General features: G+C 72.7%; 23 protein-coding genes. 11 read left to right on the top strand and 12 right to left on the bottom strand.

The window, feature by feature from the left end:
* Positions 1-65: 65 nt before the first annotated feature.
* Entirely contained in the window at positions 66-731 is a 666-nt protein-coding gene (locus tag ACN263_RS06755) for a potassium channel family protein (RefSeq protein ID WP_422738957.1), read from the top strand.
* A gap of 3 nt (positions 732-734) precedes the next feature.
* Positions 735-1,424, top strand: a complete 690-nt coding sequence (locus ACN263_RS06750; protein WP_355053285.1) for a potassium channel family protein — start codon at positions 735-737, stop codon at positions 1,422-1,424.
* A 15-nt stretch (positions 1,425-1,439) separates the two neighbouring features.
* Here ACN263_RS06750 and ACN263_RS06745 read toward each other — a convergent pair whose 3' ends face one another.
* The 4 genes from ACN263_RS06745 to dut all read right to left on the bottom strand — a co-directional run bounded on the left by ACN263_RS06745 (position 1,440) and on the right by dut (position 3,819).
* Positions 1,440-2,123 carry a DUF3159 domain-containing protein gene (locus ACN263_RS06745; protein WP_422738956.1) on the bottom strand — a complete coding sequence of 228 codons (684 nt, stop codon included), beginning with the start codon at positions 2,121-2,123 and terminating at the stop codon, positions 1,440-1,442.
* Positions 2,124-2,148: 25 nt separating this feature from the next.
* Positions 2,149-2,529 (bottom strand): OB-fold nucleic acid binding domain-containing protein, encoded by a 381-nt coding sequence (locus ACN263_RS06740; protein WP_422738955.1) that lies wholly within the window; start codon positions 2,527-2,529, stop codon positions 2,149-2,151.
* 116 nt (positions 2,530-2,645) lie between these two features.
* Entirely contained in the window at positions 2,646-3,296 is a 651-nt protein-coding gene (locus ACN263_RS06735; RefSeq protein WP_422738954.1) for a DUF3710 domain-containing protein, read from the bottom strand.
* A 25-nt stretch (positions 3,297-3,321) separates the two neighbouring features.
* A complete protein-coding gene (gene dut / locus ACN263_RS06730) occupies positions 3,322-3,819 on the bottom strand; it encodes a dUTP diphosphatase (RefSeq protein WP_422738953.1) in 498 nt (165 codons plus the stop codon).
* Positions 3,820-3,910: 91 nt separating this feature from the next.
* Between dut and ACN263_RS06725 the strand changes: the two genes are divergently transcribed.
* Entirely contained in the window at positions 3,911-4,438 is a 528-nt protein-coding gene (locus tag ACN263_RS06725) for a DUF3093 domain-containing protein (RefSeq protein WP_422738952.1), read from the top strand.
* 18 nt (positions 4,439-4,456) lie between these two features.
* Here ACN263_RS06725 and ACN263_RS06720 read toward each other — a convergent pair whose 3' ends face one another.
* The gene (locus ACN263_RS06720; RefSeq protein WP_422738951.1) at positions 4,457-5,254 is read right to left on the bottom strand and encodes a hypothetical protein; all 798 of its coding nucleotides are present in this window, start codon (positions 5,252-5,254) and stop codon (positions 4,457-4,459) included.
* Between the two features lie 120 nt (positions 5,255-5,374).
* A complete protein-coding gene (locus ACN263_RS06715; RefSeq protein ID WP_007075406.1) occupies positions 5,375-5,671 on the bottom strand; it encodes a DUF4193 domain-containing protein in 297 nt (98 codons plus the stop codon).
* Between the two features lie 435 nt (positions 5,672-6,106).
* Between ACN263_RS06715 and ACN263_RS06710 the strand changes: the two genes are divergently transcribed.
* On the top strand, positions 6,107-6,625 hold the full coding sequence (locus ACN263_RS06710; protein ID WP_422740613.1) for a LytR C-terminal domain-containing protein: 519 nt from the start codon (positions 6,107-6,109) through the stop codon (positions 6,623-6,625).
* A gap of 27 nt (positions 6,626-6,652) precedes the next feature.
* Here the strand turns inward: ACN263_RS06710 and ACN263_RS06705 are convergent, their stop codons facing one another.
* Positions 6,653-7,474, bottom strand: a complete 822-nt coding sequence (locus ACN263_RS06705) for an inositol monophosphatase family protein (RefSeq protein WP_422738950.1) — start codon at positions 7,472-7,474, stop codon at positions 6,653-6,655.
* Positions 7,475-7,764: 290 nt separating this feature from the next.
* Between ACN263_RS06705 and ACN263_RS06700 the strand changes: the two genes are divergently transcribed.
* Together ACN263_RS06700 and ACN263_RS06695 are read left to right on the top strand one after the other, a co-directional pair.
* A complete protein-coding gene (locus ACN263_RS06700; protein ID WP_422738949.1) occupies positions 7,765-9,390 on the top strand; it encodes an RNA polymerase sigma factor in 1,626 nt (541 codons plus the stop codon).
* A 245-nt stretch (positions 9,391-9,635) separates the two neighbouring features.
* Positions 9,636-9,869: a DUF7455 domain-containing protein gene (locus ACN263_RS06695; protein WP_355234582.1), complete on the top strand. Its 234-nt coding sequence runs from the start codon at positions 9,636-9,638 to the stop codon at positions 9,867-9,869.
* 558 nt (positions 9,870-10,427) lie between these two features.
* Here ACN263_RS06695 and ACN263_RS06690 read toward each other — a convergent pair.
* From ACN263_RS06690 to ACN263_RS06680, 3 genes are all read right to left on the bottom strand, one after another.
* Positions 10,428-12,161 (bottom strand): DEAD/DEAH box helicase, encoded by a 1,734-nt coding sequence (locus tag ACN263_RS06690; RefSeq protein WP_422738948.1) that lies wholly within the window; start codon positions 12,159-12,161, stop codon positions 10,428-10,430.
* A gap of 165 nt (positions 12,162-12,326) precedes the next feature.
* Positions 12,327-12,968 (bottom strand): trimeric intracellular cation channel family protein, encoded by a 642-nt coding sequence (locus tag ACN263_RS06685; protein WP_422738947.1) that lies wholly within the window; start codon positions 12,966-12,968, stop codon positions 12,327-12,329.
* 40 nt (positions 12,969-13,008) lie between these two features.
* Positions 13,009-13,227, bottom strand: a complete 219-nt coding sequence (locus ACN263_RS06680; RefSeq protein WP_278151181.1) for a DUF3039 domain-containing protein — start codon at positions 13,225-13,227, stop codon at positions 13,009-13,011.
* 88 nt (positions 13,228-13,315) lie between these two features.
* Here ACN263_RS06680 and ACN263_RS06675 point away from each other — a divergent pair, with 88 nt between their 5' ends.
* Positions 13,316-14,251: a pseudouridine-5'-phosphate glycosidase gene (locus tag ACN263_RS06675; protein ID WP_422738945.1), complete on the top strand. Its 936-nt coding sequence runs from the start codon at positions 13,316-13,318 to the stop codon at positions 14,249-14,251.
* Positions 14,248-15,150, top strand: coding sequence for a carbohydrate kinase family protein (locus tag ACN263_RS06670; RefSeq protein WP_422738943.1), 903 nt, complete (start codon positions 14,248-14,250; stop codon positions 15,148-15,150). Before ACN263_RS06675 ends, ACN263_RS06670 begins: the two co-directional genes overlap by 4 nt.
* A gap of 31 nt (positions 15,151-15,181) precedes the next feature.
* Here the strand turns inward: ACN263_RS06670 and ACN263_RS06665 are convergent, their stop codons facing one another.
* The gene (locus ACN263_RS06665) at positions 15,182-15,541 is read right to left on the bottom strand and encodes a DUF3099 domain-containing protein (protein WP_422738942.1); all 360 of its coding nucleotides are present in this window, start codon (positions 15,539-15,541) and stop codon (positions 15,182-15,184) included.
* 104 nt (positions 15,542-15,645) lie between these two features.
* On the opposite strand from ACN263_RS06665, the gene ACN263_RS06660 reads away from it, so the two are divergent.
* Both ACN263_RS06660 and ACN263_RS06655 read left to right on the top strand, forming a co-directional pair.
* Positions 15,646-15,933, top strand: coding sequence for a hypothetical protein (locus ACN263_RS06660; RefSeq protein WP_124771959.1), 288 nt, complete (start codon positions 15,646-15,648; stop codon positions 15,931-15,933).
* Entirely contained in the window at positions 15,930-16,259 is a 330-nt protein-coding gene (locus ACN263_RS06655; protein ID WP_422738941.1) for a hypothetical protein, read from the top strand. The genes ACN263_RS06660 and ACN263_RS06655 overlap by 4 nt, the downstream gene beginning before the upstream one ends.
* A 3-nt stretch (positions 16,260-16,262) precedes the next feature.
* Here ACN263_RS06655 and ACN263_RS06650 read toward each other — a convergent pair whose 3' ends face one another.
* Positions 16,263-16,847 carry an HhH-GPD-type base excision DNA repair protein gene (locus tag ACN263_RS06650; RefSeq protein ID WP_422740612.1) on the bottom strand — a complete coding sequence of 195 codons (585 nt, stop codon included), beginning with the start codon at positions 16,845-16,847 and terminating at the stop codon, positions 16,263-16,265.
* Positions 16,848-16,942: 95 nt separating this feature from the next.
* On the opposite strand from ACN263_RS06650, the gene ACN263_RS06645 reads away from it, so the two are divergent.
* Positions 16,943-18,427, top strand: coding sequence for a DUF7059 domain-containing protein (locus ACN263_RS06645; protein WP_422738940.1), 1,485 nt, complete (start codon positions 16,943-16,945; stop codon positions 18,425-18,427).
* Positions 18,428-18,472 lie beyond the last annotated feature (45 nt).

Below are 18,472 nucleotides of genomic sequence, written 5' to 3'. Positions count from 1 at the left end.
GACGTGGCAGGCTCGGACCCGGAGCAACCGGCAGCGGCAGCGGTACGCACCTTGGGAGGGACAGCGTGCACGTCGTGATCATGGGCTGTGGTCGGGTCGGATCGACCCTCGCCCACAGCCTGGAGTCCCGGGGGCACTCGGTGGCGGTGATCGACCAGGACGCCGACGCCTTCCGCCGGCTCGGCCCCGACTTCGCCGGCATCACCGTGACCGGGGCGGGCTTCGACGGCGAGGTGCTGCGCCAGGCCGGTATCGAGCGGGCGGACGCCTTCGCGGCCGTCTCCAGCGGCGACAACTCCAACATCATCTCGGCGCGGTTGGCCCGCGAGACGTTCGGCGTGTCCCGGGTCGCGGCCCGGATCTACGACCAGCGCCGGGCGCAGGTGTACGAACGTCTCGGCATCCCCACCGTGGCGACGGTGCGCTGGACGGCCGACCGGATGCTCCGGCACCTCGTACCCGAGGGCAACGTGGAGATCTTCCGTGACCCGACCAGCACCGTGTCGATCGTCGAGGTCCCGGTGCACCGGGAGTGGATCGGTCGCCCGGTGCACGCGCTGGAGGAGGCATCGGGCGCGCGGGTGGCCTACCTGATCCGCTTCGGCATCGGCACGCTGCCCACCGCGTCCACCCTCGTACAGGAGGGTGACCAGGTGTTCATGCTGGTCAGCGACGACATCGTGGCGACGGTCACGGCGGTGGCGGCGACGCCACCGGAAGGAGGGCACTGAGCCATGCGGATCGCCATCGCCGGCGCCGGCAACGTGGGCCGTTCGATCGCCCAGGAGCTGATCGAGAACGGCCACCAGGTGATGCTGATCGAGCGTCAACCGAAGATGCTCCGACCGGACCGGGTGCCCGCCGCCGAGTGGGTGCTCGCGGACGCGTGTGAGGTGGCCAGCCTGGAGGAGGCCAACGTCGCCGGTTGCGACGTGGTGGTCGCCGCCACCGGCGACGACAAGACCAACCTGGTGCTGTCGTTGCTGGCCAAGACCGAGTTCGCGGTGCCCCGCGTGGTCGCCCGGGTGAACCGGGCGGAGAACGAGTGGCTCTTCACCGAGCAGTGGGGCGTCGACGTCGCGGTGAGCAAGCCCCGGGTGATGGCCGCCCTGGTCGAGGAGGCGGTCACCGTCGGCGACCTGGTCCGGTTGATGACCTTCCGGCAGGGCGAGGCCAACCTGGTCGAGATCACCCTGCCGCCGACCGCCCCGTACGTCGGTCAGCCGCTGCACGCGGTGCCGCTGCCCCGCGACTCCGCGCTGGTGGCGATCCTGCGCGGCAAGCGGGTCCTGGTGCCCAGCCCGGACGACCCCATCGAGGCCGGCGACGAGCTGATCTTCGTCTGCACGGCCGAGGTGGAGGACGACGTGCGCGCGGTCATCCTCGGCCCGGACAGCGTCGAGCGGACCCGCGGCTCCCGCTGAACCCCTTCGGGGCGGTCAGGCGCCGGGCAGCGGGGTGGGCTGCGTCTCCCGGGTGACCCGGCGCACCGTCCAGACGGTGATCAACAGCAGCAGCGCGTACGGCGGGTAGCCCAGGGCCAGCCGGGCCACGCCCAGCGCGGTGTCCTGGTGGGCCAGGTAGAGCCCGGCCTGCACGCCCACCTTGGCCAGCCACACGACGCCCCAGAGCACGGTCAGCTGGGTGAACGTACGCACCAGCTTCGGGTCGGCCCGCCACTCGGAGCGGCCCTTGGCGACCAGCACCGACCAGATCCACCCGACGAGGGGCTGCCGGACGGCCGCCGAGATCAGCAGAGCGACGCCGTAGCCGATGCCGTAGAGGATGCCGGGCAGGTAGAAATCCCGCTCGTCGCCGGTACGCCACGCGATGGCGGCGCCGATGCCGACGCCGAACAGCCCGTTGACCGCGTGCCGCACCGGCCGACGCTGGGCCAGCCGCAACCCGGCGATCAGCAGCGCGACGGCCACCGACGCGATCACGGCGGGCCGCAGGTCACCGATGATGTTGGCGACCACGAAGACGACCACCGGAATGCTGGACTCGACCAGCCCGCGCCAGCCGCCGAGCTGGTCGGCCATCTGCTCGGCGATCGTCGGCAGCGCCTCGTCGTCGCCCGGCGGAGTCTCCGGCTGTGCCGCCCGGTCCTGTCCCGTCGTCATGACCGGCCTTCCGTTTCCGGCGCCGTCACTTCGGCGAGTCCAGCTCGTAGTAGGGGTTGTAGATGACCTTGCGGTCGTCGCGCATCGCCACCCGGCCACGCGCGGTCAGGTGCCGCCCCGGCTCGATCCCGGAAATGTGCCGCCGGCCCAGCCAGACCAGGGTGACCACGTCGCTGCCGTCGTACAGGTCGGCTTCGAGGGTGGGCAGGTTGGTGCGCGGCGTGTAGACGACGGTGCGCAGCCGACCGGCGACCGAGACCAGTTGGCCCCGGGAGCACTGCTGGGCCAGCACGCCACCGCACTCGGCGCTCTCCTGCCGCAACTCCTGCGCGTCGATCTCAGCCTCGCTGGCGGTGAACCGGTGCAGGATGCGCCGCAGCGACACCTTGCTCTCGTCGGTCGTCATGACCTCCGCGTCACCCTCTCCACGTTCGCCGGGACCGGCCCGGCTCCGGCGACGCCGGAACCGTCCCGCCAGCGTACGCCGACGGAGCCGGTTCCGGCGGGCCGGGACGCGGTCGGTCAGACCTGGCGGGGGGCCTCGGAGGAGTCCCCGGCCTGGTCGGCGATCTCGCGGGGCAGGCGCAGCGGCAGCGGTTCCCGGACCGGCTTCGCCTCCTGACCACGGTCGACCACCAGGCCCTCCAGGCACTCGGCGAGCGGGCCCGAGCTGGCCGGGTCGAGGGCCGCCGGGCCCTGGAAGACGCCGCGGACCATCCAGCGCGGCCCGTCGACGCCGACGAACCGCAGGTTGGTCGGGCCGTCCGGGGTCCGCACCTGGGCGTGCAGCTCCGGGCCGTACTCGCCGGCGACCTCCTGCGCGGAGGCGCCGTCGCGCAGCAGCGACTGCCGGATCTCCTCGCGCACCTCGTCCCAGATCCCCTCGGACCGGGGGGCCGCGAAGACGCCGAGCTGCAACGCGTTGTCCCCGTGCACCAGCACGACCTGCTGGATCACACCCTGCGGGTCGGCCTGCACCCGCACCTCCACCTCGGCGATCGCCGGGATGTGCAGGCTGCCCAGGTCGAGCCGCTGCACCTCGTCGTCGACCTCGGAGATGTCGTACGGCCCGCGCACCAGCGCCGGCGCCGCGGCGCCCTCGTCGAGGACCTCGGTGGCCCGCTCGTCGCGGGTGTGCCGCCCGGCATCGGCCCGCTTTCGGGAGAAGATCACTGCGCCCACCCTCCGCTGTTCACGATCACCCTGCCACTTCTTCCGTCTGCCCGCCGACCGGTGACGGCACCAGCTGAGCGTGCCCGCCGGTCGAGCCGTGCCCGCCGGCGCCCCGCGCGGACCCGGGCAGCTCGGCCACCGGCTCGAACCGCGCCCGCGCCACCCGTTGGACCATGAGCTGGGCGATCCGGTCGCCGCGAGAGATCTTCGCGGGCGTGTCCCGATCATGGTTGATCAGGTTGACCATGATCTCACCCCGGTAGCCGGCGTCGACCGTACCGGGCGCGTTGAGCACCGTCACGCCGAGCCTGGCCGCCAGGCCGGAGCGGGGATGGACCAGACCCACGTAACCGTCCGGCAGGGCGATGGCCACGCCGGTGGGCACCAGGGCCCGGCCGCCGGGCGGCAGCTCCACGTCCGCGGCGGCCACCAGGTCGGCCCCGGCATCGCCGGGATGGGCGTACGTGGGCAGCGGCAGCTCGGCATCGAGCAGCCGCACGGGCACGGGTACGACGTCGGTCACGGGTCCCCTCTTCGGTCCGGTTGTCTCCGGTGACCCTGCCATCCTGCCGGTTGACCGGCCTGTCGTGCGCCGTACCCTCGCAGGAGTGAGCATGTCGCCCTCCCCGTCCGCCGATCGGTCGGCGGTTCCGGCCCGCCCGGCGTACGCCGAACGGCTGGACCTGCCCTGGTGGCTGTGGCTGACCAGCCTGGTGGCCGCCGGGCTGCTGGCCGTCGAGATCTGGATGGGTGGCTCCGGCGCCCGGGCCTGGGTGCCCTTCGCGGTGCTGCTGCCGGTCACCGCCGCCGGGCTGTGGTGGCTGGGCCGGATCCGGGTGGCGGTCGTCGACGGTGAGCTGCGGGTGGACGACGCCCGGCTGCCGGCGCGCTTCGTGGCCGACGTGGTCCCGCTGGACGCCGCCGGTCGTCGTGAGGTGCTGGGTGTCGGCGCGGACCCGCTCGCCTTCGTGGTGCAGCGGCCCTGGATCGGCGGTGCCGTGCAGGTGGTGCTCGACGACCCGGCCGACCCGACCCCGTTCTGGGTGGTGAGCAGCAGGCGTCCGGTCGAGCTGGCCGAGGCGCTGCTGGCCGCGCGGGACGCCGCCCGGCCCGCCGACTCCACGGCCGGCGAACCGGGCTGACCGGCGCTCGGCGTCCGCTCAGGTGCCCGTGGGCGGGCCGGGCAGGGCCGGCGGTGGCGCGGGCCGGGCGACGCCGCGCCGGCGCAGGTCCGCCTGGAGCTGGTCGGCCATCTGGCGGGTGGCCCGGCGGTTCAGGAAACTGGCCACCGCCGCGCCGGTGAGGAACGGCCCGAGGGTGGTGAGGTTGCGCCCGAAGCGGCGCAGCAGCATGTCCCGCATTTCCTTACGGGCGGCGGTGCCGAGCACCGCGCCGACGCCCACGCCGGGCACCATCGGGTTGACCCCGCGCTGGGTGGCCCAGGAGTGCACCAGGGCCACCGCCCGCTGGCCGCCGGCGCCGGGCAGCGACACGCCGTGGATCTCGTGCAGCTCACCGATCAGTTTCAGCTCCACCGCCACGACGGCGACGGTCTCGGCGGCGAGCAGCACCGGCGCGGAGAGCAGCGTGGGCGCGACCGTCCACTCGACGGCGGCGACTCCACCACCGGCCGCGCCGATCCCGGCCGTGGTGCGGGAGGCGTTGCGGATCAGACGCTCGGCCAGTGCGGCGTCGTCCAGGCCGGGAAAGTGCCGACGCAGGGTGGCCAGGTCGCGCACCGGCACGTGCGGGGCGATCTCGGCCACCGTGTCGACCATCCAGCGCACGGCGGCACGGGGCTTCAACAGGTCGGCGACGCCCCGGCTGCGGGCCTGGGACGCCATCCGGGTGAGTAGTTGGCGTCGCCGGGCCGGCGCGATGTCGTCCTCGGTCAACGCCGCGACGGTGGCACCGAGGTCGTCCGCGCCGCCGTCGGTGGTGTCGCCTCGATCGCTCATGGGTGGAACCTCCCGGTGCTGTGGCTACCCGCTACGAGTCAAGCAGGTACCCACCGGCGTCGCACGCCTACACCGGTAGCGGCGGCCCCGATCAGGAGGCCGCCGCCGGTGTCGTGCGTGTCAGACGCACTCTCGGCAGATCAGCTCGCCGTTGCGCTCGACCGCCAGCTGGCTGCGATGGTGGACCAGGAAGCAGCGGGCACACCGGAACTCGTCCTGCTGCATCGGTAGCACCTTGACAGTGAGCTCCTCGTCGGCCAGGTCGGCACCGGGCAGCTCGAAGCTCTCGGCGACCTCGGCCTCGTCGACGTCCACCGCGCCCGACTGTGAGTCGACGCGTCGGGCCTTGAGCTCTTCCAGGCTGTCCTCGCCGAGGTCGACCTCGTCGCGACGCGGGGCGTCGTAGTCGGTGGCCATCGGATGTCACTCTCCCATATCGATGTTGTCGCTTCCGGTTGTAACGCCGGACGACGCTGTTTCGGTTCCGCTGGCCGGCAACCACTTGTGTCGGGCACCCGACCCACGGGACCGTACGGGTCGGGACCGCTGGGGCCACTCCCCTGCGAGCGCGGAACCTTACCCCCCCTTGGGCGAGGCATGTATACCGCCCTTGCGGCTGAGTTGTACGCCCCCGCACGCGAAGTTGTTCCCAATGTGATTCAGGCGACACGAAGATAGGGGTAGTAGTACCCGGTTCACGGTCGGCGCGCCGGCATGTCGGACTGTTTCCACGCGACGGCCGGACAACCGTTAACCTCAGCGGCGTATTCGACGGCCGGCGGTCAGTGCGATCGTTGGCGGCCGCCACCACCCACCTCAGGTCCGGGGAGCACCCAGATGAGTTTTGCGCGAGTGCGAGCACTCGTCGTCGTCGGCCTGCTGGGGGTCCTGGCGCTGGCGTTCGTGATCACCGCGATCGTCCGGGACAGCCAGGGCGAGGCCGGCGCGGCGGGCGGCTGCCCGGACGGTTGGCCGCTGGCCGACGTCACGCTGCACGAGCCCAAGGACGTCAAGATCAACGTCTTGAACGGGACCGACGAGCCGGGCCGGGCGGGCACCGTCGCCGACGACTTCCGCAACCGGAAATTCCAGGTCAAGAAGGTCGGCAACGCGCCCAAGGGCATCGACGACGTCGCCGTGCTGAAGTTCGGCCCCAAGGGTGTCAGCTCCGCCCACCTGCTGAAGGCGTACTTCCTGAACAACGCCGAGCCGGTCTACGACGAGAAGCGCACCGACGACACGGTGGACGTGGTGCTGGGCAACGGCTTCCAGCAGCTCGCCACCACCACCGAGGTCAACCAGTCCCTCGGCGACCTGGGTCCGCCGGTCGCGCCGGCCGGCTCCTGCCCATCCCCCGCACCCAAGAAGTGACGGCCTGACCGGCGGCCCCGACGGGAGTCAGGGGCCGCCGGAGGCGTCCAGGGCGGCCAGCCGGTCGTGCAGCCCGGCGAAGAGCGCCGGCGGGGCCGCGATGACCAGGTCCGGGCCGGCCGGGTGACCGGCCAGGCCGGCGACCCGGGCGCCCGCCTCGGCCGCGATCAGGCCGCCGGCGGCCTGGTCCCAGGCCGACAACCCCTTCTCGAAGTACGCGTCCAGTCGCCCCTCCGCGACCAGGCAGAGGTCCAGCGCGGCGGCGCCGAGGCGGCGGATGTCGCGTACCGAGGCGATCAGCCCGGCCACCACCGACGCCTGGTGCGCCCGTCGGCCGGCGTCGTAGCCGAAACCGGTGCCGACCAGTGCCTGCCCCAGGTCGGTCTCGCCCGAGCAGCGCAGCCGGACGCCGTCGCGCCACGCCCCGCCGCCGGCCGTGGCGGTCCACTCCTCGCCGGTGTGCACGTTGCGCACCACGCCGGCCACCACCACCCCGTCGACCTCGGCGGCCAGCGACACCGCGCAGTACGGCAACCCGTAGAGGTAGTTCACGGTGCCGTCGATCGGGTCGACGATCCACCGCACCCCGCCCGGCGTCACCGGACCGGCCTGGGTCGTGCCGTACTCCTCGCCCAGGACCGCGTCCCCCGGTCGCAGCCGGCGCAGCGCGTCGAGAACCTGGCGCTCCACGGCCCGGTCCGCGGCCGTGACCACGTCGGTGACCGTGCTCTTGGTGGCCGCCACGGAGACGCCCTCGACCCGCATCCGGTACGCGGTCGCCGCGGCGTGCCGCGCCACCTCGATCGCGATGGTCAACAATTCCCGCGGTGGCGGTGCCGAACGGTCCATTCCAGGGTCCCCTTCCGGCACGACCGGGGCGTTGCGGGCCGTGCGCGAGTATCATCCTTACAAAGTCCACATCTGCGCCGAATCGGCGGTCCCGCCGCCGTTACGCCGTGCGGCGCAGGATGATCGCCGCAGACGGCGTTACAATTCACCCCTGCCCACGCGCCACGGACCGCCGAGACCCCGGCCGGTCCGGGACACGGGGGTCCCTCAACCACATCGCCCGGCCCGGTTGACCCACGCCGTGCCGGACGACCCGGCCGTGCCCGCTCTTCGCCTCCGGAAGGTCATTCGTGACAGAACCCCGCCAGCCCGGCGCCGACGTTCGCTCGCTCACCGACACTCTGATCGCCCACGCGCAGAGCGCTGGCGGTCAGCTCACGTCGGCTCAGCTCGCGCGCACCGTCGAGACCGCCGAGGTGACTCCGGCCCAGGCCAAGAAGATCCTGCGGGCGCTCTCCGAGGCGGGAGTGACCGTGGTGGTGGACGGCTCGGCGAGCACCCGCCGCCGGGTCGCCGCGGCTCGCTCGACGACCCCCGCGTCCCGAGCCACCACCGCCAAGACGACCAAGAAGGCCGCCGCGCCCGCCCCGAAGCAGGCGCCCGCCTCCGACGAGGCGCAGCCGGCGCCGGCCCCGCGCAAGGTGGCCGCCCGCAAGGCCGCCGGCAGCACCGCCGAAGTCGCCGCCGCAGCGGCCGCCCCGGCCAAGGCGACCAAGTCCACCCGCGCCACCAAGGCGACGGTGGCCGCGGCGGCCGGCGCCAAGCCGGTCAAGGCCGCCGGCAAGGCCAAGGGCGAGGGAGCCGACGGCGCCGAGGGTGAGATCGACCCGGAGGAGCTGGCCGCCACCATCGAGGACGTGGTGGTCGAGGAGCCGGCCGAGCTGGCCCAGGCCGCCGAGACCGACGCCGCCGCGTCGGCCACCGACAACGACTTCGAGTGGGACGACGAGGAGTCCGAGGCGCTCAAGCAGGCCCGGCGCGACGCCGAGCTGACCGCCTCTGCCGACTCCGTCCGGGCGTACCTGAAGCAGATCGGCAAGGTCCCGCTGCTCAACGCCGAGCAGGAGGTGGAGCTGGCCAAGCGGATCGAGGCCGGGCTCTACGCCGCCGAGCAGCTGCGCGCGGCCGACGAGGGCGAGGAGAAGCTCGCCCGGGAGATGGTCCGCGACCTGGGCTGGATCTCCCGCGACGGCGAGCGCGCCAAGAACCACCTGCTCGAGGCGAACCTCCGTCTCGTCGTGTCCCTCGCCAAGCGGTACACGGGGCGCGGGATGGCCTTCCTCGACCTGATCCAGGAGGGCAACCTCGGTCTCATCCGAGCGGTCGAGAAGTTCGACTACACCAAGGGCTACAAGTTCTCCACGTACGCCACCTGGTGGATCCGGCAGGCCATCACCCGCGCCATGGCCGACCAGGCCCGCACCATCCGCATCCCGGTGCACATGGTCGAGGTCATCAACAAGCTCGGCCGCATACAGCGCGAGCTGCTCCAGGACCTGGGCCGCGAGCCCACCCCGGAGGAGCTGGCCAAGGAGATGGACATCACACCCGAGAAGGTGCTGGAGATCCAGCAGTACGCTCGGGAGCCCATCTCGCTGGACCAGACCATCGGCGACGAGGGCGACAGCCAGCTCGGTGACTTCATCGAGGATTCCGAGGCCGTGGTCGCCGTCGACGCCGTCTCGTTCTCGCTCCTGCAGGACCAGCTCCAGCAGGTGCTGCAGACGCTCTCCGAGCGGGAGGCGGGCGTCGTACGGCTGCGCTTCGGCCTGACCGACGGTCAGCCGCGGACGCTTGACGAGATCGGTCAGGTCTACGGGGTGACCCGGGAGCGGATCCGGCAGATCGAGTCCAAGACGATGTCCAAGCTGCGGCACCCGTCCCGGTCGCAGGTTCTCCGGGATTACCTGGACTGAGCCTGTTTCGTCAACCGAACGTGTCGTTTTGACCACCTGGTGTGCAACGCCAGTTGGTGATCGTCCGGATGCACGAATGTGATCGTTGACGTGGCACCCTGGGTTCACGGCACACTGTCCCTGCCATGTGTGACCTCGGTCCCCCGCGGGCACACAGGGAAGGCAAGGCCCAGCACGGGTGTTGCACGATAGGTGAGCAACGACCGAAGAGATTGTTCATCGGTGACGACCAGAGGAGGAAGGCGATGACCCCGACCCTCACGCCGCCGCCCGAGACGGTGGCTCCCCCAGCCGCCGATGAACGGTGCGACCGCTGCAATGCTGCCGGCAAGCTCCGGATCACTCTCTCGGGTGGGAGCGAGCTGGTGTTCTGTGGGCACCACGCGAACAAGTACGCGGAGGATCTCGTGAAGATCACCGTTCGGTTCGCGACGGACCCCGAGTTCAGCTGGCGTGGCGCCGATCTGATGGCGAACTGAGTCCGCAACCCGACATAGCCGGCCGGAGGCACCCAGAGGGTGCCTCCGGCCGGCTTTTTCCTACCCAGCCAGCGGGGCAGCCGCCCTGATCCGCACAACTTCGGGGATGTTGCTGGTTCCGACGCGCGCGAGGCAGCAACATCCCCGAAGTTGCGCAGATCTTGAGCGCTCCGCGCCCCTCCGCGCCCGCCCCGTGTCCGCCGCACCCGCCCCGCCCCGCCCCGCCCCGCCCCGCAAGATCGTGCTCGAACCAGGATTTAGTGGCCTCATAGGCACGCCGACACCACTAAATCAATGATCGAGTGTGATCTTGGCGCGCTCGCGACATGAGCGGAGCCGCTCGGGCGCGACGTGGGTGCTTCTGGTGCCCTTGGTGCCTGTGATGCTCCGGCGTGCCGGGGGATGCCCGGTGGTGGGGGGACGCCCGGGGTGCCGGCGTGCCGTGGTGCCGGGGGACGCCCGGGCCATCGGGTCCGTGTGCCTGGAGTGCGGCTAGTGCCCGGGTACGTCGGGGCCTGGGTGCCGAGGTCGTTCGTCGCGTGCGTGGGGCACGTGGGGTCAGAGGGTCTGCACGGTGGCGATGCGTTCCTCTAGCTGCTCGATGGTGGCCTGGGCGCTCGGCGGGCCGCCGCAGAGCCGGCGCAGCTCGGCGTGAATCTTGCCGTGCGGCTGGCCGGTGCGGTGGTGCCGGGCGGCCACCAGGGCGTTGAGTTGGCGGCGGAGCGCCACACGGCGCTGGGCGGCACTCATGGGTACCGGAGGGGCCGCTGAGGGCGCAGCGGCCGGCTGAGCGGCCCGCTCGGCCGTACGACGACGCTGGGCGGCGAGTTGATCCGCCTGCCGCTTGGTGAGCAACAGGGAGACCTGGTCGGCGGTGAGCAAACCGGGCAGGCCGAGGTACTCCTCCTCCTCGGGCGTACCGGCCTGGGCGGCGGTCCCGAAGGACGCGCCGTCGAAGATCACCTGGTCCAGCTCGGCGGTCGCCGAGAGCGCGGCGAACCGCTTCTCCAACTCCCCACTGGCCTGGTCGTCGCGCTGGGCACGCTCCAGCAGGTCGTCGTCGAACCCGTCGGCCTCCTTGGGTTTACCCAGGACGTGGTCCCGCTCGTTCTCCATCTCGCTGGCCAGTCCGAGCAGGTGCGGCACGCTGGGCAGGAAGACCGAGGCGGTCTCGCCGGGGCGACGGGCCCGCACGAACCGGCCGATCGCCTGGGCGAAGTAGAGCGGCGTGCTGGCGCTGGTGGCGTAGACGCCGACGGCGAGCCGGGGGATGTCGACGCCCTCGGACACCATCCGCACCGCGACCAGCCACCGCTGGTCGGACGCCGCGAACGTCGCGATCCGCGCGGACGCGCCCTGGTCGTCGGAGAGGACCACGGCGGCCTTCTCGCCGGTCACCTGCTCGATCAACTTGGCGTACGAGCGCGCGGTCTGCTGGTCGGTGGCGATGATCAGACCACCGGCGTCGGGCATCCCCGCGTTGCGCAGCACGGTGAGCCGGGCGTCGGCGGCCCGCAGCACCTGCGGCATCCAGTCCCCCGCCGGATCCAGGGCGGTCCGCCACGCCTGCGCCACCAGGTCCTGGGTCATCGGCTCGCCGAGGCGGGCCGCCAGCTCGTCCCCGGCGTTGGTACGCCAGCGGGTCTCCCCCGAGTACGCGAGGAAGAGCACCGGCCGGACGACCCCGTCGCGCAGCGCGTCGGCGTAGCCGTACACCGAGTCGGCGCGGGACCGCAGCAGCCCGTCCCCGCCCCGCTCGTACTCGACGAAAGGGATCGGGTTGTCGTCGGAGCGGAACGGCGTGCCGGTGAGCATCAACCGGCGTACGGCCGGCTCGAAGGCCGCCTTGACCCCGTCGCCCCAGGTACGGGAGTCGCCGGCGTGGTGGATCTCGTCGAGGATGACCAGGGTGCGCCGGGTCATCGTGCGGCGCCGGTGCACCTGCGGGGCCATGCCGACCTGCGCGTAGGTGATCACCGCACCGTGGAAGTCCGCGGCGGAGTGCACGTCGGCGTTGCGGAACGCGGCGTCGAGCTGGATGCCCACCCGGGCCGCGGCCTCGGCCCACTGGGTCTTGAGGTGCTCGGTCGGCGCCACCACGGTGACCGCCTCGACGGTGCCGTCAGCCAGCAGCTCGGCGGCGATGCGCAGGGCGAAGGTGGTCTTGCCGGCGCCCGGTGTGGCGACCGCGGTGAAGTCGTCGGTACGGCGGCGCAGGTACTCCACCAGGGCCTTGCGCTGCCAGGCACGCAGTGCCGGGAACGTCTCTAGCACCGGTGTCCGGGCTGCCACGCGAAGCTCCTCTCCGACCGCACGAGGGCGGACACCGGGCGAGGGCCACGAGTACCGCCGCCCATGAAAACGCCTCCGCGCAGAAGCTGCCGCGAAGGCCGACTCAGCATAACCAGCGCGCGCCCGTGGGCCCAGGCGACGCCACGCTGGTCACATCCGTGACCCTCACCAGGGCTCGCCGGTGCGCGGTGGCCGCAACGCCGCCACCGGCGCGGACCAGCGGCGACGCATCGCCACCAGGCGCAACCCGAACACCCCGACGGCGGCGGCGATGAGCGGCACCGGGCCGGTCTGGCCGGTCCGGTACAGCAGCGCCACCGCGACCGAGCCGGCCAGCGCGGCCACCGCGTAGATCTCCCGGCGCAGCACCACCGGGATCTCCGCGGTGAGCAGGTCCCGGCCCAGACCGCCGCCGATCGCGGTCAGCATGCCGATCAGGCAGGCGCCCACGGCCGGCACCCGGGCGTCGAGCGCCTTGAGCGTGCCGGTCACGGTGAACAGCGCGAGGCCGGCCGCGTCGAGCACCAGCACCGTGGTGCGCAGCCGGGCGAGTTGCGGGTGCAGCCAGAACACGGCGACCGCGGCGACCGCGGCGGTGGTGGCGTACCGCCAGTCGGCGAAGGCCAGCGGCGGCACCTCGTCGATGACCAGGTCGCGGAAGATCCCGCCGCCGAGCGCGGCGACGAAGCCGACGAACGCCACACCGAAGAGGTCGAGCCGTTTGGCCACCGCGGCCGAGGCGCCGGAGGCGGCGAACACCGCGACGCCGGTCAGGTCGGCGAGGAGCAGGGCGGTGGAGGTGGTCACCGCCGCAGGCTACGTCGCCGACCGGAGCACCGGCCCGGGTTCACTCGCTGTACGAGTCGTAGATCTCCTTGCACTTGGGGCAGACCGGGGAGCCCGGCTTGGCCGCCTTGGTGACCGGGAAGGTCTCGCCGCAGAGCGCGACCACGAAGGTGCCCATGACGGCACTCTCGGCGATCTTCTCCTTGCGGACGTAGTGGAACATTTCCGGACCGGTGTCGGCGTCCTTCAGCTCCGGACGCTCGAGAACCTCTGTGCTCACGTCTGCACCTCCAACCGACAAGTTTGGCAGGTCATCACGGCCGGGTCCACCTGAGGCCGGTCGCCCTCGGACCCCGTACGGTGCCCGTGTGACTGACTTTCGCATCAGCTATGGCACCGAGGTCGCCGCAGCCCTGCGCGACGGCCGACCCGTCGTCGCCCTGGAGAGCACCATCGTCTCGCACGGCCTGCCCCGCCCGCAGAACCTGCGGGTGGCGCGGGACATCGAGCAGGCGGTCCGGGACGCCGGGGCGGTGCCGGCGACGATCGGCATGATCCGTGGCGAGTTGGTGGTCGGTCTGGACGACGCGCAGCTCACCCGACTGGCCACCGTCGATGGTGTGACGAAGCTCTCGGTGCGCGACCTGGCCGTGGCGGCGGCGACCGGCGCGGACGGTGCCACCACCGTGGCCGCGACCAGCGCGGTGGCCGCAGCGGCCGGGATCGGGGTGTTCGCGACCGGCGGGCTGGGCGGGGTGCACCGGGAGGCGGAGCACACCTTCGACGAGTCGGCGGACCTGGTCACCCTGGCCCAGACGCCGATCACGGTGGTCTGCGCCGGGGTCAAGTCGATCCTCGACGTGGGCGCGACCCTGGAACGCCTGGAGACCCTCGGGGTCGCCGTGCTCGGCTACCGCACCCGACGGTTCCCCGGCTTCTACCTCACCGACGCCGGCTTCGACCTGGACTGGTCGGTGGACTCGCCGGAGCAGGTAGCCGCCGTGCTGGCCGCCCGGGACGAGCACGCCGTGCACACCGGCGCCCTGCTCGTGGCCAACCCGCTGCCGGTCGACGAGCAGCTCGACCCGGAGCTGCACGACCGGACCCTGGCCGAGGGCCTGGCCCTGCTGGAGCGGGACGGGGTGACCGGCAAGGCCGTCACGCCGTACCTGCTGGCGCACTTCCACTCGGCCACCGACGGCGCGAGCCTCGCGGTGAACATCCGCATCATCCTGCGCAACGCCGACCTGGCCGCGCGCATCGCGGTCGCCGCGGTCGCCCGCGCCTCCGCCGTCCCGGCATGACCCCTGGGACCCGCGTGGTGGTCGTCGGAGACGTGATCACCGACGTGGTCGCGGTGCTCACCGGGCCGCTCGCGGTCGGTACGGACACCGCCGCCGAGATCAGCCTCGGCGGCGGCGGGCAGGCGGCCAACACCGCTGCCTGGGTGGCCGCGCAGGGGGTCGCCGTCACGCTCGTCGGCGCGGTCGGCGACGACGCCGCGGGGGACGACCGGATGGCCGAGTTGGCCCGCGCGGGCGTGGACTGCGTCCTCGAGCGGGTGCCGGGCGTCCCCACCGGCACGGTGGTCGTGCTGACCGCCGACGGCGAGCGGACCATGGTCACGTCGCGGGGCGCGAACCTGCGGTTGAGCGCCGAGCACGTCGAGAAGGCCGTCGCGGCGGCGCCCGACGCGGGGCATCTGCACCTGTCCGCGTACACCCTGTTGGACGACGCGTCGCGCGCAGCGGGGCTGCGGGCGTTGGCCGCCGCCCGCGAGCGCGGGCTCACCACAAGCGTCGACGCGGCCTCCGCGGGGCCGCTGCGGCGCGTCGGTGCGCGGACCTTCCTGGGTTGGGTACGCGATGTCGACCTGCTCCTGGTCAACGCGGACGAGGCCACCGTGCTGGCCGGCGGGCTGGACCCGGCGGCGCAGGGGCGGGCGTTGTCGGCGACGGCCCGGCGGGTGGTGGTCAAACGTGGCGCGGCGGGCGCGGTGTGGGTCGAGGGCCGCACGGCCACGGTCAGCGTGGCGGCGGTCCGGCGGGTGGCGGTGGTGGACGTCACCGGGGCCGGCGACGCCTTCGCGGCCGGCCTGCTGACCGCCTGGCTCGGCGGGGCCACCGCGACCGCGGCCCTGGACCGCGCGACCGAGCTGGGGGCGTTGGCCGTCTCCAGCGTCGGCGCCCGACCGCCGGCCTGAGGCGTCGGAGCCCTGGCCCGCGTTGGGCGGGTCAGGGCTCGACGTCGATGATCTTGTGTGGGTGCTCTTCGGTGGTGAGGCTCATCGGTGGGGCCTCGTCCCGCCGCCGGGGGTGGAACCGGTTGGCCAGCCGGTGCTCCTCCTTGGGCGGCCGGTCGTTGGCCAGCAGCACGGCCAGCCACGGGATGAGCACCATGCCGACGGCGCACAGCGGCAACCAGAGCCAGAGCAGGGGGGCCTTCGCGCCGACCAGGATCGCTCCGGCCACGATGCAGGCCACCCGGATGCCCATCATGAGCACATAGCGGCGCTGACGGCTGGTGAGCTGATCGTGCTGGCTGCGCGAGGCATCGGTGATCAGAATCGGCTGGTACGCCTGACGCTTCACCATGGACCTCCTCGAGGGGATTACGCCTCATCCTGTCACCACGAAGCCGTGATCAGCGAATATCGAGTCATCCCGGTACGTGTTACGTGCGTGGTACGCTGCGCCTCGTGGGCAGCAGGTTCAGCTTCACCGACGAGGCGTTGGCCAACCTGAGGGTCTACGACGTCACACCCGGGGAAGTCTGGGAGGCGTTGCACAGCGCGCGGCGGGTCATCCGCCACCTGGGCGACGACGTGATGGTGGTCTACGCCGCCGCCCGCCGGGGCCGCCGGCTGGCGGTGCTGCTCGCCGAGGCCGATGGCACCGACAACGACTGGGACATCCTCTCCGCCCGCGAGCTGAGCGACGTCGAGTCCAAGCGCTACGACGAGGCCGTGCGGAGAGATCGCCGATGAGGGGAGCCGTGACGATGCACCGCAACGACGCGACGAAGCAGTTCCACAGCGGCGACGACCGGCTCGCCGAGCTGATCGACGAGAGCCCCGCGGTGGACCTGCCGACACCCGACACCGACGTGCCGATGGTGAGCCGGTCGGTCCGGCTGCCGCTGGACACCTACGAGCGGGTCCGCGCCGCCGCCGACGCCCGGGGCATCGGGGTCACCACGCTGATGCGGCAGTGGATCGAGGCCGGCCTCGCCGACCTGGACGACTCGGCCACCGTCTCGCTGGCCGACGTCCGGCGCGCGCTGGCCTCCCTGGCACACCCCACCGCCGCCTGAACGTCAGCCCTTCTCGGCCTTCGCCGCCGCCTTCATCTGCTGCTTGTACTCCCGCACCCGGCGCAGCGAGTCGGCGTCGGTGACGTCCGCCACCGACCGGTACGCGCCGGGGTCGCCGTACCCGCCGGCCGCCGTGCGCCAGTCCTGTGGGGTCACCCCGAACCGCTTGCCGAGCAGCGCCACGAAGATCTGCGCCTTCTGCTTTCCGAAGCCGGGCAGGTCGGCAACCCGCCGCAGCAGCTCCGGCCCGTCGGCGACGTTCGACCACAGCAGCGCCGCGTCGCCGTCGTAACGCTCCACGAGCACCCGGCAGACCTCCTGCACCCGGCTCGCCATCGCCTTCGGGAACCGGTGCAGCGCGGGCGGGGTGGCGAAGATCGCGACCAGCGCCTCGGTGTCGTAGCCGGCCAACTCCGCCGCGTCGAGATCGTGGCCGAGCCGCTGCGCCAGCACGTACGGCGACGAGAAGGCCTTCTCCATCGAGACTTGTTGATCAAGAACCATGCCGACCAGCAGGGCCAGCGGGCTGCGCTCCAGCAGCCGGTTCGCCTCGGGGTCGATGGGGAGCACGAGCGTCATGGCCACCATCCTGCCCGGCGCACCGACCCGGCCGGACACCGACGCTCCGACGGCTACCGGCGGGTGCCGCCGACCCGGGAGGCGACGCGGGGCAGGATGGCGACGTGGACGAATACGACATGCTGCTCTCCCCCGCCGGCGTCGACGCGCTGCGGACCGCGCTGACCCGGGCCGGGTTCACCAGCAACGGCATCGCCGAACGGCTCGGCCCGCAGGCCACCGCCTCGGTGGCGCGCAACGACTACCGGGCCGCGCTGCGCGCCACCGAGGACCGCGATCCGCTCGCCACGCTGATCCGGCTGTTCATCTGCGACCAGACCGAGCCGGAGGCCGCCGTCGCCGCCGCGCTGACCCCGTTGGGGCTCGACGAGGCGCTGGCCGGCGGGCTCGTCGAGCGGTACGACGAGGGCCTGCGCGCCGGCGTCGACCTGGAGCCGTACGGCGACGACTGGTGGGTCCTCGCCGACGTGCCGGCCAGCGCCCGGCCGGGTCGACCGCTGCACGCCGAACACGTGCTCGGTATCGGCGGCGCCACCCACACCCTGATCGGGGCGACCGTACGCCGGACGGTCGGCGCGGCGCTGGACCTGGGCACCGGTTCCGGCGTCCAGGCCCTGCACCTGGCCACCCACGCCGACACGGTGACCGCCACGGACCTCTCCGAGCGGGCCCTGCGCTTCGCCGCCACGAACGCCGCCCTCAACGGTCAGGACTGGGAGCTGCTGCGCGGCGACATGGTCGCACCGGTGGCCGGCCGCCGGTTCGACCTGGTGGTGAGCAACCCGCCGTTCGTGGTCGGCCCCGGCACCACCACGCACGTCTACCGCGACTCGGGGCGGGTGGGTGACGCCATCGCCGCCGAGCTGGCCGCCGCCGCCCCCGGCCTGCTCACCGAGGGCGGCACCATGCAGTACCTGGCGAACTGGGTGCACGTCGCCGGCGAGGAGTGGGACGAGCGGGTGGCCGGCTGGTTCGCCGGTACCGGCCTGGACGCCTGGGTGATCCAGCGCGAGGTCGCCGACCCGATGGCGTACGTCGACCTGTGGCTCACCGACGTCGGTGAGGGCGCGGACCCGCAGCGGGCGGCCGTCTGGCTGGACTGGTTCGACCAGCACAAGATCGAGGCGATCGGCTTCGGGATCGTCTCGCTGCGCCGCGGCGGGCACGCCGATCCGGTCGTCCGCGTGGAGGACCTGCGCCAGCGGGTCCAGCCGCCGCTGGGCGACCAGATCGGCGCCTGGTTCGACCGCCAGGACTTTCTGCGGGTACGCGACACCGAGGCGTTGCTCGCCGAGCGCTACCGGGCCGCCGACGGTCTCCAGCTCCGCCAGGAGGCCACCATGGGTGACGAGGGCTGGGCGGTCGACCGGCAGGTGCTCGCGATGCCGCACGGCCTGCGCTGGACCGAGGAGATCGACCCGTTGGTGCTGGCGCTGGTCGGCGGGGCGGACGGTCGCCTACCGCTGCGCGACCAATTTGCCCTGCTCGCGGCGGCCCACGACGTGGAACCCGACGAGCTGGCCGAGGCCGCCGGCCCGATCGTCGCGCACCTGGTCGAGCGCGGCTTCATCGAGCCGGTGACCGCGTGAGGCCGCCGACCCGCGCGGTGCCGGCGGCGGCCCGCATTCCCGCGT

It is taken from the genome of Micromonospora sp. WMMD729 (assembly GCF_049315225.1).
GTDB lineage: Bacteria > Actinomycetota > Actinomycetes > Mycobacteriales > Micromonosporaceae > Micromonospora.
This window is presented reverse-complemented; position numbering and strand designations above follow the sequence as displayed.

Excerpts from the sequence above, each read along its gene's own strand:
- ACN263_RS06695 (WP_355234582.1), top strand. The coding sequence starts at position 9,636 with ATGACCCCGACCCTCACGCCGCCGCCCGAGACGGTGGCTCCCCCAGCC.
- ACN263_RS06670 (WP_422738943.1), top strand. The coding sequence starts at position 14,248 with ATGACCCCTGGGACCCGCGTGGTGGTCGTCGGAGACGTGATCACCGAC.
- ACN263_RS06705 (WP_422738950.1), bottom strand. The coding sequence starts at position 7,474 with ATGGACCGTTCGGCACCGCCACCGCGGGAATTGTTGACCATCGCGATC.
- ACN263_RS06745 (WP_422738956.1), bottom strand. The coding sequence starts at position 2,123 with ATGACGACGGGACAGGACCGGGCGGCACAGCCGGAGACTCCGCCGGGC.
- ACN263_RS06750 (WP_355053285.1), top strand. The coding sequence starts at position 735 with ATGCGGATCGCCATCGCCGGCGCCGGCAACGTGGGCCGTTCGATCGCC.
- ACN263_RS06725 (WP_422738952.1), top strand. The coding sequence starts at position 3,911 with ATGTCGCCCTCCCCGTCCGCCGATCGGTCGGCGGTTCCGGCCCGCCCG.
- ACN263_RS06720 (WP_422738951.1), bottom strand. The coding sequence starts at position 5,254 with ATGAGCGATCGAGGCGACACCACCGACGGCGGCGCGGACGACCTCGGT.
- ACN263_RS06665 (WP_422738942.1), bottom strand. The coding sequence starts at position 15,541 with ATGGTGAAGCGTCAGGCGTACCAGCCGATTCTGATCACCGATGCCTCG.
- ACN263_RS06655 (WP_422738941.1), top strand. The coding sequence starts at position 15,930 with ATGAGGGGAGCCGTGACGATGCACCGCAACGACGCGACGAAGCAGTTC.
- ACN263_RS06715 (WP_007075406.1), bottom strand. The coding sequence starts at position 5,671 with ATGGCCACCGACTACGACGCCCCGCGTCGCGACGAGGTCGACCTCGGC.
- ACN263_RS06740 (WP_422738955.1), bottom strand. The coding sequence starts at position 2,529 with ATGACGACCGACGAGAGCAAGGTGTCGCTGCGGCGCATCCTGCACCGG.
- ACN263_RS06650 (WP_422740612.1), bottom strand. The coding sequence starts at position 16,847 with ATGGTGGCCATGACGCTCGTGCTCCCCATCGACCCCGAGGCGAACCGG.